General features: G+C 41.1%; 12 protein-coding genes and 1 pseudogene. 2 read left to right on the top strand and 11 right to left on the bottom strand.

The genetic code is table 11. The annotated features are described in order from the left end of the window. Positions 1–843 precede the first annotated feature (843 nt). The 3 genes from KO511_RS22580 to KO511_RS16880 form a co-directional block, all read right to left on the bottom strand. Positions 844–1,425 carry a hypothetical protein gene (locus KO511_RS22580; RefSeq protein WP_215988582.1) on the bottom strand — a complete coding sequence of 194 codons (582 nt, stop codon included), beginning with the start codon at positions 1,423–1,425 and terminating at the stop codon, positions 844–846. Positions 1,426–1,733: 308 nt separating this feature from the next. After that, positions 1,734–1,934 (bottom strand): hypothetical protein, encoded by a 201-nt coding sequence (locus KO511_RS16885; protein ID WP_215988581.1) that lies wholly within the window; start codon positions 1,932–1,934, stop codon positions 1,734–1,736. Between the two features lie 310 nt (positions 1,935–2,244). Then, positions 2,245–3,138 (bottom strand): FkbM family methyltransferase, encoded by an 894-nt coding sequence (locus KO511_RS16880; protein ID WP_215988580.1) that lies wholly within the window; start codon positions 3,136–3,138, stop codon positions 2,245–2,247. A 313-nt stretch (positions 3,139–3,451) separates the two neighbouring features. Between KO511_RS16880 and KO511_RS16875 the strand changes: the two are divergent. Further along, positions 3,452–4,573, top strand: a pseudogene (locus KO511_RS16875) (IS3 family transposase); the annotation flags it as partial. Positions 4,574–4,755: 182 nt separating this feature from the next. Here the strand turns inward: KO511_RS16875 and guaA are convergent. Both guaA and guaB read right to left on the bottom strand, forming a co-directional pair. After that, positions 4,756–6,309, bottom strand: coding sequence for a glutamine-hydrolyzing GMP synthase (gene guaA / locus KO511_RS16870; protein WP_215988579.1), 1,554 nt, complete (start codon positions 6,307–6,309; stop codon positions 4,756–4,758). Positions 6,310–6,463: 154 nt separating this feature from the next. Next, on the bottom strand, positions 6,464–7,927 hold the full coding sequence (guaB, locus tag KO511_RS16865; protein WP_215988578.1) for an IMP dehydrogenase: 1,464 nt from the start codon (positions 7,925–7,927) through the stop codon (positions 6,464–6,466). Positions 7,928–8,160: 233 nt separating this feature from the next. Here guaB and xseA point away from each other — a divergent pair, with 233 nt between their 5' ends. Beyond that, positions 8,161–9,492, top strand: coding sequence for an exodeoxyribonuclease VII large subunit (xseA, locus tag KO511_RS16860; protein ID WP_215988706.1), 1,332 nt, complete (start codon positions 8,161–8,163; stop codon positions 9,490–9,492). A gap of 94 nt (positions 9,493–9,586) precedes the next feature. On the opposite strand, the gene KO511_RS16855 is transcribed toward xseA, so the two are convergent. The 6 genes from KO511_RS16855 to hisS form a co-directional block, all read right to left on the bottom strand. After that, positions 9,587–9,811 carry a zinc ribbon domain-containing protein gene (locus KO511_RS16855; protein WP_215988577.1) on the bottom strand — a complete coding sequence of 75 codons (225 nt, stop codon included), beginning with the start codon at positions 9,809–9,811 and terminating at the stop codon, positions 9,587–9,589. A gap of 274 nt (positions 9,812–10,085) precedes the next feature. Continuing rightward, positions 10,086–10,952 carry an alanyl-tRNA editing protein gene (locus tag KO511_RS16850; RefSeq protein WP_215988576.1) on the bottom strand — a complete coding sequence of 289 codons (867 nt, stop codon included), beginning with the start codon at positions 10,950–10,952 and terminating at the stop codon, positions 10,086–10,088. 50 nt (positions 10,953–11,002) lie between these two features. Further along, a complete protein-coding gene (gene der / locus KO511_RS16845; protein ID WP_215988575.1) occupies positions 11,003–12,490 on the bottom strand; it encodes a ribosome biogenesis GTPase Der in 1,488 nt (495 codons plus the stop codon). Positions 12,491–12,659: 169 nt separating this feature from the next. Beyond that, positions 12,660–13,820, bottom strand: coding sequence for an outer membrane protein assembly factor BamB (bamB, locus tag KO511_RS16840; protein ID WP_215988574.1), 1,161 nt, complete (start codon positions 13,818–13,820; stop codon positions 12,660–12,662). An 11-nt stretch (positions 13,821–13,831) separates the two neighbouring features. Next, positions 13,832–14,446: a YfgM family protein gene (locus KO511_RS16835; RefSeq protein ID WP_215988573.1), complete on the bottom strand. Its 615-nt coding sequence runs from the start codon at positions 14,444–14,446 to the stop codon at positions 13,832–13,834. A gap of 63 nt (positions 14,447–14,509) precedes the next feature. After that, positions 14,510–15,584, bottom strand: a 1,075-nt coding sequence (gene hisS, locus KO511_RS16830; protein ID WP_215988572.1) for a histidine--tRNA ligase, incomplete at its 5' end; no start/stop codon positions are given.

The following is a 15,584-nucleotide window of genomic DNA, read 5'->3' as shown; positions in this document are numbered from 1 at the left end:
AAGTCTGAGGTTATTCCCATCCAGTAGTAACGTTAATAATTCCTTGATTAATATCAGATGCTTACAAACCATCAATAGTAAGTGTGAAACTCATATGCAACTCAACCACCACTTTGCACATTTTATATACGCTTGTGCAACTATTGAAATTCAAGAGATTGCGCAATCACTTATTACATATTGAAAGCCGAAGGTCAGTCATCTGTATACAGAAGCAAATCTAGCTTAAAAACTGTGGGTTTAGATGCTAGTGCTGCATCCCTATCAATGCTGTGTATTGCACGTTCAACAACTGTTAGCTTTACGCTCTACTTGCTAGTAAGTCTGCTGTCATGCCTCTCTTTTCGTTACTACGTGATGTAACAAGACGAGGCAGTGAAACTATATCAGCGGTTGAGACTCCACCAATCTCAAAAATAATATATCTATCAAACCAAATGCGAAGACTACTGACATGGTGCAAAGTTTCTTGCTGTATCTCTAACACATCCTCACAAAGGCTTTCACTCTCATTTTAGAATTTCTTAGCTGCTGCATGTTTGCCTTTACTACTATAGCCTTCTGCACAGTTGAAGTAGAACGTTGCTTGTTTCTGTTTATCTTCGCAGCGCTCTATTTATCTTTTAGTTATTCGCGTAGTTCAGCTGCTGATTCGATCTGTGCAAACTTGTCTTCACCAATCCAAATCTTCAGTTGATGGTTTTCACATTATCCCAACACTTCAATTTCACAGCTATGATTTCTAACTTAGTGATGTGTCTGTTTTCTTAAGCTAGTTTTTCTAATCGTACTTACCGCAACTTACGGAAGTTACAGCTTGGTCGCTTTTGGCTATCGTATAATTCACTCATCGAAGCTTGGTATTTTAAGGCGCTTAGCTGGATTACCTATCACGGTAATGCCTTCTCTAACTGGAGATAAGACAACAGAACCAGAACCAATGATCACTCCTTCACCAACTGAAACAACGCCTCCAATTTGAACACCGGGGTTGACTTGTAAGTAACTCTCAAATTGAGTGTCATGACCTACACCAACCATAAAATTTAAATAAGCATGATTAGAAAAATCAACGTTTGAACCGATTACACAATTCGGAGAAGTGATAGCTCCCTCAGTGTTGCAATCGACAAGATTTGTAGCACTTACAGCAGATGAATAAACAATGTTTGGGAATTCAAAACCTAAATTCTTCAACTTTTCAGATACAGACCGTTTAGCATTTGGACTACCAATTGCAAGAACAGCATGTATAGTACATACAATATCTGTAGTAATGTTGCTTCCGAAAAACTCCCCACACAAGGAGAAATCTTCAAACTCATTTGAGTTAGTGGAGGAAAAACCAACTATGTTAACTTCTTTTGAAAAGAATGAAGAGAATTCACGTGCAAGTCCGCCTGTTCCAATCACTACTATATCCACCTTCAAGCCCTCTTAAATCTGTGTCCAACACAGGCAGACACCATTTTTATACGTTTAGGCATCATATGATTCGTCAGCTGACCAGCTAGAAACGTTTTGAAGCTAGTCTTATCTAATTCACGATTAAAAACAGACTGAACTGTTAACTCCACATGCTGTCAAGTGATCGGATTACGAGGTTTTTTAATTTGGATCTACCGTACTAATTATCAAAAAACAACCTCATATTTACCACATAACATCACTGTTTATCTGCTTGTGACACTGCTAGCTGCAATTAGAAGGTGTGCTGCACGATTTTTCGCACTCTACGTTTCTTCTTCATCTAGTTTGTTGTGTTTTGCAGTTGTAATATGCAGCTTTACCTTTTCAATTGCAGTGGCTTCACTGTATCCGTAAGCTTTTACATGAGCGCTTATTTTCTTTTGGCAACCACAGACTAAGCTGCCAATATTCACCCCCCGTGTAGATACAGGCCTTATTAAATATTGGTATTTCGCCTTCAGCAAAGTACTGCTCCTTGAGTGCCAAATCTCAGTATATGAGTTACTACGACTTTCAGTAGTCATAAACTAAAGCAACATCTTGTATAGATGCATGAGAAAAGACTAAAAATTAGCGATTGAACTCTTAATCAAAAAGCAATTACTACAATAACACCACGGCTCCCACTCAATAGTAGCAATAGTATAAGGCATTTATTTATTTGGCATTAAACACCAATTCCTAACAAGTTTCTAACTATTCTCTTCGTCAGTGAGTTAGAACGGAACTATTGATATCAGTGCCTTAGCTAAAAGGCGGTAAGGAACCTCAGGATTAAAGTTCCAAGTTATTAGCAGTACGGATACATACAGACTCAGAGTTAGTAACTCTTTGTTGAGCGGAGACAATATCCTTTACATAGATGGTATTGCCACCTAACTCGTATGACTCAAGCGGAGACAGCTTTCTACTAAACGGTTCATATGAAACAGGACGAAACCCAAAGGACGTTATGATTTTGTGGACATCATTATCTTCAACACCGAATGATGTCCCACTTCCATTAAGTTCAATAACGAGAGCCGAAACATTCTCGTTAAAAAAAAAGTTAACACCTCCCTTTAAAACAAACTTCTCGTACCCTTCAACATCTATTTTTACAAATGAAGTTTTAGTCGGTTTGTAGTAATCGTCCAATGTGATGACATCGACTATTGTCACATCTCTATTGTTGGGATCGGTATTAACCTTATTCATACAATTCAAGTTATTGGTGAATTCTAACGTATCTGCTTTATCACCCACCCCACTATTATTTGATTCAACTAAATGCTCTATTCTGTTTATTTTAATTTGATCAATAAGTCTATCGTAGGTTAATGGCAACGGCTCAAAAGCCACAGAATCAGCCCCAATCACACCGCTTGCGAGTATAGTGTAAGCACCTACATTTGCTCCGATATCATAAAATTTATCATCTTGCCTTAAGTAATGAAGAAGGAAACTCATATCTTCATACTCCATCAATCCGCAATATAAATTTCCAGTTAGTCCAGTTTCACCTTTAGAAACCAGAAACTTGGCATCGTTTACCCAATTAACCAGAAATTTTGACTCCAACAATTTTGTAGCGAATTGATACCTAATAAACTTAAAAACAACACTTAATCTTCCACCTCTATTCAGAGGATGTAACGCAATAAACTTAAGAATACGCAATAAACTCATTTTTTAACTCTCGTTGGCTACAAAAATTGGGATCAATTGTTCAAACACAAAGCGCAAATCCAACTTTATAGAAAGTCAACTAGGAAAGACATCATTGACTACCGAATTAATGACATCCATAGCCACTTTTTTCGTCCTACTAACAGCAAAAGACACTAACCTTCGCTTGCACGCCAATATCCCACTCTTACTCAGTGTTACCTACCACCTTTTTTCGCACCTCAGTATGCCTTTCATTCTGAGCTGCTTTAATCCAACAGGACACTCTAATATAGGAATATAATCCTACGATTAAGATGACTATGACAAAAATAAAAATAAAAATAAAAATTATACCAATGAATTTCGGCGAAATGTGGTAGCGTTGATCACTGAACAAGGCTACAGCGTTTCAAGGGCAGCTGCATCTTTGGGCATACAGACAAACTTCTCTACAACTGGAAAGCGAAATTCGAATTTGAGAAATTCGGTTCAGAGTTATCTACTGACGAACCAGCATGGTTAATGCGGTTATTATAATAAAAAGGACATCCTAAAAAAGGCCTGTTCTCTGTTGCTAAAGGAAACCAAGTAGCCTTTGAGATAATTAAACAACTGACTTCTGATTATCCTGTTGCTCGTTTAGATTGAAGCCTGAATGTGAGTCGCTCAGCCTATTATGCTTGGCTGAAAAGGCCACCTAAGCGAATAACACAAGAGCAGTTGCATCTGTATCGTAGAGCAAAAGTGATATTCAAAGAAAATCGAAGTAGCTTGGGCTATCGATAGCTGCAAAAACGGTTATGCAATGAAGGCTTTAAAGTCAGTAACTATGGCACACAAAAGCTGATGAACCAACTGGGCCTTGTCGTCACACAACGAGTGGCGTACAAAGTGACCACAAAACGCCAGCATAGTGATGTGGTCGCCGATAATTTGCTTAACCAAAACTTTAATCCAGTGGCACCAAACCAAGTCTGGGCTGGAGATGTGGCGTATTTAAAGACGGGCGAAGGTTGGATGTATCTAGCAATCGTTATGGACTTATATTTCCGGCGCATTTTGGGGTGTTACCTTGATAAACGCATGACCACGGATTGGGTGAGTAAAGCGATGAGGAAAGCCTATAACCTACGCCAACCATGTAAAGGCTTGGTGTTTCATTCAGACAGAGGTTCACAGTATACCAGTAAGCGATATCACACTTTACTTGCTAACTATGGAATAAGAGCCAGCATGTGTGATGTTGGAGCGTGTTGGGAAAATGCGGTAGTTGAAAGGTTCTTTGGTAGTCTAAAGCATGACTGGTTGCTAAAAGTACCGCAACCAACGCGAGAGAACATGAAAAATGATGTGGCAGCTTATTATGCGATATTACAATTTAGATCGGCTACATACGACTAACGGCGATATGTCAACTATTAATTATGAGAAGTCTTTCAGAAAAGTGTCCTGAAAAATCTGCGTAGAACAATCCATTTTGTGCTAAAAATCTACACTTTGTAATAGTTGATGTAGTTTGTAACTTTATTTCTAACACTAAAGAAAAAAGCCAACAGAATCAACCATTGGCTTTCGTAATTCATAAAAACTTACCAACCATAAATATTATAAAATCAATAAGTTATGTTACTTGAACTACTCCCACTCAATCGTGGCTGGTGGTTTACCCGAAATGTCGTAAACCACACGTGAAATACCATCAATTTCATTGATAATGCGGTTAGAAACCTTACCTAGGAATTCATAAGGCAAGTGGGCCCAATGCGCTGTCATAAAGTCAATGGTTTCTACGGCTCGCAGTGAAACAACCCAGTCGTATTTACGCCCATCTCCCATGACCCCTACAGAACGAACGGGCAAAAATACAGTAAATGCCTGAGATACTTTATGATATAAATCCGCCGCATGAAGCTCTTCAATAAAAATAGCATCCGCTCGTCGAAGCAAATCGCAGTATTCTTTTTTCACTTCACCCAGTACTCGAACGCCAAGGCCAGGACCTGGGAAAGGATGACGATAAAGCATGTCATATGGAAGGCCAAGTTCTAAACCTATCTTACGTACTTCATCTTTAAATAATTCACGAAGAGGTTCAACAAGTCCCATTTCCATATCATCAGGCAAACCACCGACATTATGATGGGATTTGATGACATGTGCTTTACCCGTTTTAGATGCCGCAGATTCAATCACGTCAGGGTAAATAGTTCCTTGAGCTAGCCATTTAGCATTTTTAAGTTTCTTGGATTCCTCGTCAAATACATCCACAAACACGTGGCCGATAGCCTTACGCTTATCTTCTGGATCAGACTTGCCTTCAAGTGCTGTTAAGAATCTATTTTCAGCATTAACTTTAATAATGTTAAGCCCAAATTTATCACCAAACATATCCATAACTTGCTGACCTTCGTTTAAACGAAGCAAGCCATTATCGACAAATACACAAGTTAATCTGTCACCAATTGCACGGTGAACTAGCATAGCAACAACAGAAGAATCAACACCACCAGATAGGCCTAGGATAACCTCATCATCTCCCACCTGTTCTTTAATACGGGCAACGGCATCTTCAATAATAGATCCAGACGTCCAAAGACGCTCACAGCCACATACGCCTAGAATAAAGTTCTCTAGTATTTGCAAACCATGTTTTGTATGTGTTACTTCAGGATGAAATTGAACTCCGAAATACCTCTTATCTTCATTTGCTATTGCAGCGTAAGGGCAAGTTTCTGTGTCACCAATTTTAACAAACCCCACTGGAAGCTCGACTACTTTATCACCATGGCTCATCCAAACATCTTGAGTTGCTTCAAGATCTTTGAAAATAGAAGACTCACCAGATACTTGAACAGCAGCATAGCCAAATTCACGCTCTTCAGACGTAGACACTTTACCACCTAACTGCTCAGCCATAGTTTGCATGCCGTAGCATACGCCAAGCACAGGGACTCCTGAATCAAAAACGTATTGGGGCGCGCGTGGTGAATTACCTTCTGTAACACTTTCTGGCCCACCCGAGAGGATGATTCCATTTGGGTTAAATTCACGAATATCAGCTTCATCGACATCCCAGCTCCACAGCTCACAGTAAACGCCGATTTCACGGACGCGGCGAGCAACAAGTTGAGTGTACTGAGAACCGAAGTCCAAGATCAGAATACGTTGGTCATGGATATTTTTAGTCATTTTGAACAGTCTTATAAGCTTTGTTATTAAAACTGAGGCGAGCAAGGTCGCCTCTAAATTGATGCATCAAGGAAAAGTAAACACTTTCGCTTGAGATTGATTTAAATATTCCCGAGGCTGCCTTACCCACATGTATGGAGGCAGTCAGTAATCATTATCCCAAACGGTAGTTAGGCGCTTCCTTCGTAATTTGAACATCGTGTACGTGAGATTCTTTCATTCCAGCACCAGAGATTCGAACAAACTCAGCTTTAGTGCGCATATCTTCAATCGTAGGACTACCAGTCAGCCCCATACTTGAACGCAAACCGCCTATCTGTTGATGAACAATCTCTTTTAAACGACCTTTATATGCAATTCGGCCTTCAATACCTTCAGGAACTAGCTTATCCGCCGCATTATCTGATTGGAAATATCGGTCTGAAGAACCTTGAGACATAGCCCCCAAAGAACCCATACCACGATATGCTTTATATGAACGACCATTATATAAAATGACCTCACCAGGGGCTTCTTCTGTACCAGCAAACATAGAACCTACCATGACACACGAAGCGCCAGCAACAATAGCTTTACAGATATCACCAGAGAAACGAATGCCACCATCAGCAATAACAGGAATACCAAACTCATTTGCAACCGCTGCTGCATCAGCAATAGCGGTAACCTGCGGCACTCCGACACCAGTAACGATACGGGTTGTACAAATAGAACCTGGGCCAATCCCCACTTTTACCGCACTGACTCCAGCTTCAATCAACGCAAGTGCACCAGCACTAGTGGCAACATTACCACCAATGATATCTAAATCTGGATAAGCAGCACGAGTTTCACGAATACGATTAAGAACCCCTTCCGAATGACCATGAGAAGAATCAATAAGTAGAACATCAACGCCAGCTTCAACCAATGCTGCTACGCGTTCTTCGTTACCCGCACCAGCACCTACTGCCGCGCCAACGCGTAAACGCCCTTGCTCATCTTTACATGCGTTAGGTTTACGCTCTGCTTTATGGAAATCTTTTGCTGTGATCATCCCAGTCAATTGGAATTCACCGTTAACAACCAATACTTTTTCTACGCGAGCTTCATGCATCTTCTCTTGAACTTCTTCACGAGTAGCACCTTCCTTTACTGAGGCCAAACGCTCTTTAGGCGTCATTACCACTTGAACTTTCTTCGTTAAATCGGTAACGAATCTCACATCTCGGCCTGTAATAATACCGACCAATTCCTTGGTATCAGTCACAACTGGAAAACCGGCAAACCCATGCTTTTCAGTCAAGGCTATAACATCTGCAATCGTGGCATCTGGATTTACTGTCACAGGGTGAGAGACTACACCTGCTTCAAAAATCTTTACTTGGTGAACCATATGAGCTTGCTGCTCAATCGACATGTTTTTATGGATGAAGCCGATACCACCTTCTTGTGCAAGTGCTATGGCTAAGCGAGCCTCTGTCACAGTATCCATAGATGCCGAGATCATTGGTATATTAAGAGTGATATTTTTCGTCAACTGAGTGCGAAGATCAGCTGTATTTGGGAGAACAGTGGAGTGTGCTGGCACTAGCAATACATCATCGAATGTCAGCGCTTCTTTGGCAATTCTTAGCATTTGCAATATCTCACAATTAAAGGAGTAAAAAAGAGTAATCCTATCATCATCATTTCGCATGATGAGAGCAGTTAGCAATAGAGCTTTAATGCATTTGGATTAGATATTGCGGACGGATTATACGGCTAACGCAATCGTTTTTCTATATTTTTTTTCATTTTTTTCTTGCATTACCCCCCTTGCTATGTATTATATTGCCGCTAACTTCCATACTCACGCCTATGAGACTCATGGTGTCATCTGTTAGCAACCAAAATATCTTTACTGTTTCCCGTCTAAATGCTGAAGTTCGGCTTTTACTAGAAAACGAAATGGGCATAGTTTGGCTTTTAGGTGAAATATCCAATTTCTCAGCCCCTGTATCCGGTCACTGGTACCTCACTCTTAAAGACTCTCGTGCGCAAGTCAAGTGTGCTATGTTTCGTGGCAATAATCGCCGTGTCACTTTTGAACCTCAAAATGGTCAACAAGTACTTGTTAAAGCACGACTATCACTATATGAGCCTCGCGGTGATTATCAATTAATCATAGAGACTATGCAGCCAGAGGGTGATGGACGCCTACAACAACAGTTTGAAGAACTCAAAATCAAGTTGGCAAGCGAGGGATTATTTGCTCATAGCAGCAAGAAATCACTCCCTGAACACCCCAGGTGTGTGGGTATTATTACGTCAAAAACTGGAGCGGCACTGTTTGATATCCTCAATGTACTTAAACGTCGCGATCCTTCACTTAGTGTCATTATTTACCCGACCGTAGTGCAAGGAGAAGATGCGGCTATTCAGATTGCTCAAGCGATAGGATGTGCTAACAGCCGTAACGAATGTGATGTAATAATTGTTGGTCGTGGAGGAGGGTCTCTTGAGGATTTATGGTGCTTTAACCATGAAATAGTTGCCCGCACTATTGCAGCCAGTCAAATCCCGATAATCAGTGCTGTTGGACATGAAATAGATGTTACTATTAGTGATTTCGTCGCCGATTTACGCGCAGCAACACCATCGGCTGCAGCAGAGCTCGTTAGTCGTGATAACAGCCACAAATCACAAGCATTCAATAGTTTTCAAAACAGATTACAAAGTGCCTTTAGTAGCTATGTAAACCGATACAAGCAAACGGTCACTGCATTGCAGCATAGGTTGGAACGTCAGCACCCTACTTATCAATTACAAAGGCAAAACCAACAACTTGATGAGTTATCTACGCGCTTACAAAGGGCAATGAACGTCTACTTAATATATCAACGTCAAGACATTGAACGTCAGAAATATAAGCTGCAATTACATACACCAATTCGTCATATGAGTGTGCAAAGGTCAACATTAAAAAGGCTCGAGCAAAAGCTCATCGATTCAATGGAAAAAAATCTACTTAGATCTCGCCATCAACTTTCTCTGGCTGGTGAAAAGCTCGATACCGTTAGTCCATTAGCCACATTGAAACGGGGATATTCGATCACCCAAACATCATCGGGTCATATCCTAACTAGCGCAAAAAATATTAAATCTGGTGATACCATCATCACTCGTTTGGATGATGGTGAAATACACTCTACTGTGTCTTAGAAAGAAAAGTACTTAACTCAGCATTACTTACCTCGCACAGTGCCATTATAAATATCAATCGACTCAAAAGCATCTTACTGACGTTTGCATAAATTTATATCTGTTTAACCAATAAAAATTTCACTCGGGTTTTAGACTTCAATTCATTGCACGGATTACAAAAGTGACTACTCGCGCCGCACGCTTGAAGTTTTTCAAGCTGAACTTCACAATCCGGGCAATAGCCGATCTTGTCAAAGTCATTTTCACACCGTTTGCAATGGTAACCCCTCTGCCAAATAAGCTCCAGTTCACAATCGGGGCACAGCTCTATACTCATACTTTCAGCTTTTCCATATGGATATTAGGTTTTATATACCGATACCTAAACATTAAGTTTGTACTTGATCAATATTACTCTACATGGAGATCATTATCCGATCATAGGCTAAATCCATTTTGATCAGCGATCTGGCCATAAAAGAATATTTATATCACCACACACCGAAAGCATAAGTTACATATTCTGCATTTGGATTTAATACAGCACAAAAAACCAAGGAAAGAGTTTAAAGTAACCCATTTTAGATTTTAATAAAAAGATCTCTTCACTGTCATATTGCCAATACATGGGTGTACATTTCAATGTTCTGTTCATCTAACTGAGTTAAAGTTACACGAATTTCGTTGTAATCCTCTAAACTCCGAGCATGAGTACCACCACATGGTATTTCAGCCATACCACTCTCTCCAAGATCACATTGCCAGTAACGTGAATCTGCTAAAGTATCACCACAGCACTTAATCTTAATCTCGGATTTCAGCATTAGCCATTGGCTTAGTTGAATATTCACTTCCTGTTCTACTTTTTTAAGAGTATTCAACAGATCAGCACTGTTTAAGCCCCGTTTGCGTAACGTCTTCCCTAAACGATAGGTATCAACACATTGATCTTTTCTAACCAAGCTACTCAGCTGAGCGTAACTGTTAAAATCACAGTAACCATGCGGATCTTTGCGTTCAGCATCTTTACGCCAATACCCCAGCTCAACCAGCACTTTATTAAGCGCAAGTGACGCCATATGACCAGCACTATGTCCTCGGCCTAATGCTTGCTGATAAGGTTTATCTACCGCCAAAGTAACTTCCTGACCAACACACAAATTAGTACAACTCTTTTCTAAACAATGGACAACAACAAATACCCACCCCTTCTCATCACGTCGAACTGGGATATCACAACCAACGAATAGCTGGCCACTAGACAACTCAACAGCCCCTACTTGACAGTCAATAACAGGATATTGATTTAATGTGCCTTTATCTGCTGGATGATCTGGCCAGATATGACTCACAGGATGAAATGGTGTAACCTGGGTTACCACATAGAAATACTTGCTATCACTTTCCACCATCTGCACTGGTGAACTTAAGCACCAAATATCATGACAAAAACGAATAATAGTCGGCGTCACTGGCATCTATTTTTCCTTAAAAAAAAGCGCCTATTGTATTAGGCGCTTTCAAATAACTATTTTTTACGATTCTTCATCATGCTCATGAGTCGTTTACGTTTACGCTCTTGAGATAAGGTCATCTTATTTGATTTACCTTCAAATGGATTATCACTACTTTGGAACTGAATCCGAATTGGTGTCCCCATGATCTCAAGTGACTTACGGTAATAATTCATTAGATAACGCTTGTAAGAATCCGGTAACTCATTAACCTGATTACCATGAATGACGACAATTGGCGGGTTATATCCACCTGCATGAGCATACTTAAGCTTAACTCGACGGCCACGAACCAAAGGTGGTTGATGATCTTCTGTCGCTATTTTCATGATGCGGGTCAGTACAGATGTTCCAACTCGTGTAGTCGCTGATTTGTAGGCTTCTTGAACTGATTCAAATAAGTGCCCAACTCCAGTACCGTGAAGTGCCGAAATAAAGTGAATACGTGCAAAATCAACAAAACCTAGACGACGATCGAGCTCTTTTTTCACATGCTCTTTAACATCTATATCTAAACCGTCCCACTTATTAACTGCAATAACAATAGAGCGACCTGAGTTCAACGCAAAGCCAAGCAAACTGAGATCCTGATCTGAAATATTTTCACGTGCATCAATAACAAGTAAAACTACGTTGGCATCTTCTACTGCTTTTAACGTTTTTACGACAGAAAACTTCTCAACCGTTTCATTAATGCGCTTGCGACGACGAACACCTGCAGTATCAATTAAAACATATTCACGACCATCACGTTCCATTGGAATATAGATAGAGTCACGAGTCGTCCCTGGCATATCATATACAACGACACGTTCTTCACCCAAAATACGATTGGTTAGGGTCGATTTACCTACATTAGGACGACCAATAATTGCCAATTTGATCGGCTGATCTTGCAGGCGCTTAAACTCTTCTTCAGCTTCCTCTTCGGTATAATCCAGCTTCTCTTCGTCTTCATCAACAAATTCAGTTAAGTCTGCAATTTCACCTTCGGCTTCTTCTGCCATTTTTTCAGCAAATGGGTTAAGAGCACGATCGATCAAAGCACTAACACCACGGCCATGAGACGCAGCAATTTGATACATTTGTTCAACACCTAACTGCCAAAAATCAGCAGAAGCAGCATCAGCATCAATACCATCAACTTTATTAACTACCAGCATTGAAGGCTTTTCAATCTTTCTTAAATGATTCGAAATTGCAATATCGGCAGGTGTTAGACCAGCACGGCCATCCACCATAAACAGCACAACATCGGCTTCATCAATCGCGGCAAGCGACTGCTCAGCCATCTTGGTTTCAACCCCTTCTTCAGTGCCATCAATACCACCGGTATCAATCACGATAAATTCGTGTTCACCAAGCTTAGCTTGTCCATATTTACGGTCACGAGTTAAACCAGGGAAATCCGCAACCAAAGCATCGCGAGTACGAGTTAATCGGTTAAACAACGTAGATTTACCAACGTTTGGACGCCCTACAAGAGCAACGACAGGAACCATAACAACCTCTACAATATATTCTTTTCTTTTATGTAGTTATAGGTAAAAGCTCAATCAAATACACAATGAGCTTTTTACCTATAACCACATTACTCTACAAATCTCTAAAACAAACAAACGGCTCCCAACTGTCGCCAGAAAGGAGCCGAGTGTGAATTGTATCACATGATCACTTAGTCAGGGTCAGTTTCTTTACTTGCCCATTTCTCGTCACTACAACATAGCCATCATCAATCCAGATTGGTGCCACAGCAAACCCACTACTATTGATTTTCTGCTGCGCAACAAACTCTCCAGAATCTCGATCCAGCCAGTGCAAATATCCTTCGACATCACCAACTACTAGATAATCATCAATAATCGCTGGTGCAGTCAGTAAACGATTTTCAAGTTGTTCGTTACTCCAGAGTTCAGTACCACTCCTCGCATCTACTCCGACGAGGTGATCTTTATCTGTCACTAAATATATCCGACTATTATCACTAGCTAAATTAGTCGATGAGGAGTATTTACGTTTCCAAATAGGCTTACCTGAGCGTAAATCAACAGCGGTTAATTGCCCATTATATCCAACAATATAAAGCGTACTACCTAGCAATAACGGTGAGGCGTCAACATCGACTAAACGATCAATTTCTGTCGCTCCCTGAGGCGTACCTATCGGTTGCTGCCAAATCAGTTGACCACGATCTACTATGGCTGCAGCCAAGCGGCCACCTGCCGTTCCCCAGAAAACTCCACCAGAAATGGTCACTGGTGCACTATTACCGCGTAAAGTGAGGCTCGGAACTTCTGTACTAATCGTCCATTTTACATCACCCGTCGCTTGATCCAGTGCGATAAGCATACCTGTAGTTGTATGAACCATCACCAAGTTATCATCCGTAGCTGGGGCAGCAAGAACTTCCCCTTCCACATCAACTCGCCAGTTTACTGCACCAGTTTCTTCATCAAGAGCAATAACTTGACCATTTTCACTACCAATAAAAACCTGGCTGTAACCAGCAGTAATACCCCCGGACAATCGAACAGGGATATCTTGTTCAAGATCTTGTTTCCACAGTATCTCGCCACTCTCTGGGTTAAACGCCTTTACCACACCTTCGCGACTCGCCACAAAAAGTTTGTCATAAGCATATTCAGGAGCAAGTTTGGAAAAATATTGACCAACACCATCACCAACACTACTGCTCCAAAGACTTTTTGGAGTAAATTCACTCTTCACTTTGGGGACAGGTGCCATAATGACAGTATCTTCTTCGCTAGCACATCCTGAGATAATACCAACAATTGCCGCAGCTATAATGATTCGCTTTAGCATTATTTTCATGCATTGCACCTTTACTTAGCTAGATCGTCCAGTTTCATTTTTAAAGCCTGGCTTGCATCCTTAGCTTGCTGTGCTTCCACATAAGCTGTATAGGCACCTTCAGAATCACCTTTACGAAGCAGAATATCACCTTTCAATTCAGCCACTCTACCTGCCCAACTTTCATCATTAATCGCAGATAATTCTGTTAGCGCATCATCAAAATCACCCTGCTCTGATTTTAGGCGTGCAAGTCGAACTGAAATAACAGAAACTAGTGCTTGATCTTCTGTAGCCGTTTTAGCCCACTCTAGTTGAGCTAAAGCTTCATCAAACTCTCCGGCTTCAACTTGTACTTTCGCCAGTTGAAGTGCCGCTAATACAGCATACTGACTATCGTTATTTGTATCGATGAACCCCTGTAAAGCTGCTTCACCATCAGCACCACTTTCTGCTAGTTGCTGGACAGCCTTGGTATAGCTTTCCGAAGCACTTTCTTGATCTGCTATTACTGAATCTTGATAATAACGCCAACCAAATAGGCCTCCCAAACCAACGACAGCACCTAAAATGACTGACTTGCCATTCTCTTTCCACCAATCTTTGATCGCTTCTACCTGTTGTTCTTCAGTATCGTAGAGTTCCACTTCCTGTCCTCATAAATCCAAAAAATGGCGACCTGAGCCGCCACTTTTAATTTGAAATTGTGTTTAAACCAGTTCTGCCAATTTAGCAGCTACATCATTTTGGCTGTAGGTCTCTTGAGTACCGCCAATTAAATCTTTTAGTACCACGGTGCTTTCTGCGACTTCATTCTCACCAAGAACCAAAGCGACAGATGCACCAACTTTGTCAGCACGCTTAAACTGCTTCTTAAAGTTGCCACCACCAAAATGGCTCATAACACGCAGCCCATCGATATGCTCACGCAGTTGTTCGGCAAGCTTCATACCTGCCATCATAGTACCTTCACCAGCGGTCACCATGTAAACATCAACTGCTCGACGAACATCTGTCAATTCGAGTGTTTCAAGCATGAGCACTAAGCGCTCTAGGCCCATAGCAAAACCGACTGCAGAAGTCGCTTTACCGCCTAACTGCTCAACTAGACCATCATAGCGACCACCGCCACATATCGTACCTTGCGCACCAAGACTATCAGTTATCCACTCAAATACAGTCCGGTTATAGTAATCAAGACCACGCACTAAACGCTCGTTTACCGTGTATTCGATACCCGCAGCATTAAGAAGTTCACATAAACCTGCAAAATGTTGCTTTGACTCTTCTCCAAGATAATCAGAAAGGCGTGGAGCATCTGCTAAAATAGCTTGAACGTCTGGGTTTTTGCTATCCAACACACGTAATGGGTTAGTATGCATACGACGCTTACAATCGTCATCTAAAACATCGATATGTTGTTCCAAAAACGCGATCAGCGCCGTACGATAATTGATCCTGTCTTCAGATGACCCAATTGAATTAAGTTCTAAGCGCACATGTTCAGAAATACCTAGCTCTCGCCATAGACGAGCCGTCATCATAATAAGTTCAGCATCAACATCAGGACCATCAAGACCAAAAACTTCTGCACCACACTGGTGGAATTGGCGATAACGTCCTTTTTGTGGTCTTTCATGACGATACATCGGCCCCATATACCATACACGTTGTTCTGAACGATCAATTAGACTATTTTCGATACATGCACGCACACAGCCAGCCGTTCCTTCAGGGCGAAGAGTCAGACTATCACCATTACGATCTTCAAAAGTGTACATTTCC

This window comes from Vibrio hepatarius, assembly GCF_018860525.1.
GTDB lineage: Bacteria > Pseudomonadota > Gammaproteobacteria > Enterobacterales > Vibrionaceae > Vibrio > Vibrio hepatarius_B.
The sequence above is the reverse complement of the archived record's forward strand: the minus strand, read 5'-3'. Positions and strand labels throughout refer to the sequence as shown.

Bases quoted from the DNA above. Each gene is read 5' to 3' on its own strand.
- bamB (WP_215988574.1), bottom strand. From the start codon at position 13,820: ATGAAAATAATGCTAAAGCGAATCATTATAGCTGCGGCAATTGTTGGT.
- der (WP_215988575.1), bottom strand. From the start codon at position 12,490: ATGGTTCCTGTCGTTGCTCTTGTAGGGCGTCCAAACGTTGGTAAATCT.
- guaB (WP_215988578.1), bottom strand. From the start codon at position 7,927: ATGCTAAGAATTGCCAAAGAAGCGCTGACATTCGATGATGTATTGCTA.
- KO511_RS16880 (WP_215988580.1), bottom strand. From the start codon at position 3,138: ATGAGTTTATTGCGTATTCTTAAGTTTATTGCGTTACATCCTCTGAAT.
- guaA (WP_215988579.1), bottom strand. From the start codon at position 6,309: ATGACTAAAAATATCCATGACCAACGTATTCTGATCTTGGACTTCGGT.
- KO511_RS16855 (WP_215988577.1), bottom strand. From the start codon at position 9,811: ATGAGTATAGAGCTGTGCCCCGATTGTGAACTGGAGCTTATTTGGCAG.
- KO511_RS16850 (WP_215988576.1), bottom strand. From the start codon at position 10,952: ATGCCAGTGACGCCGACTATTATTCGTTTTTGTCATGATATTTGGTGC.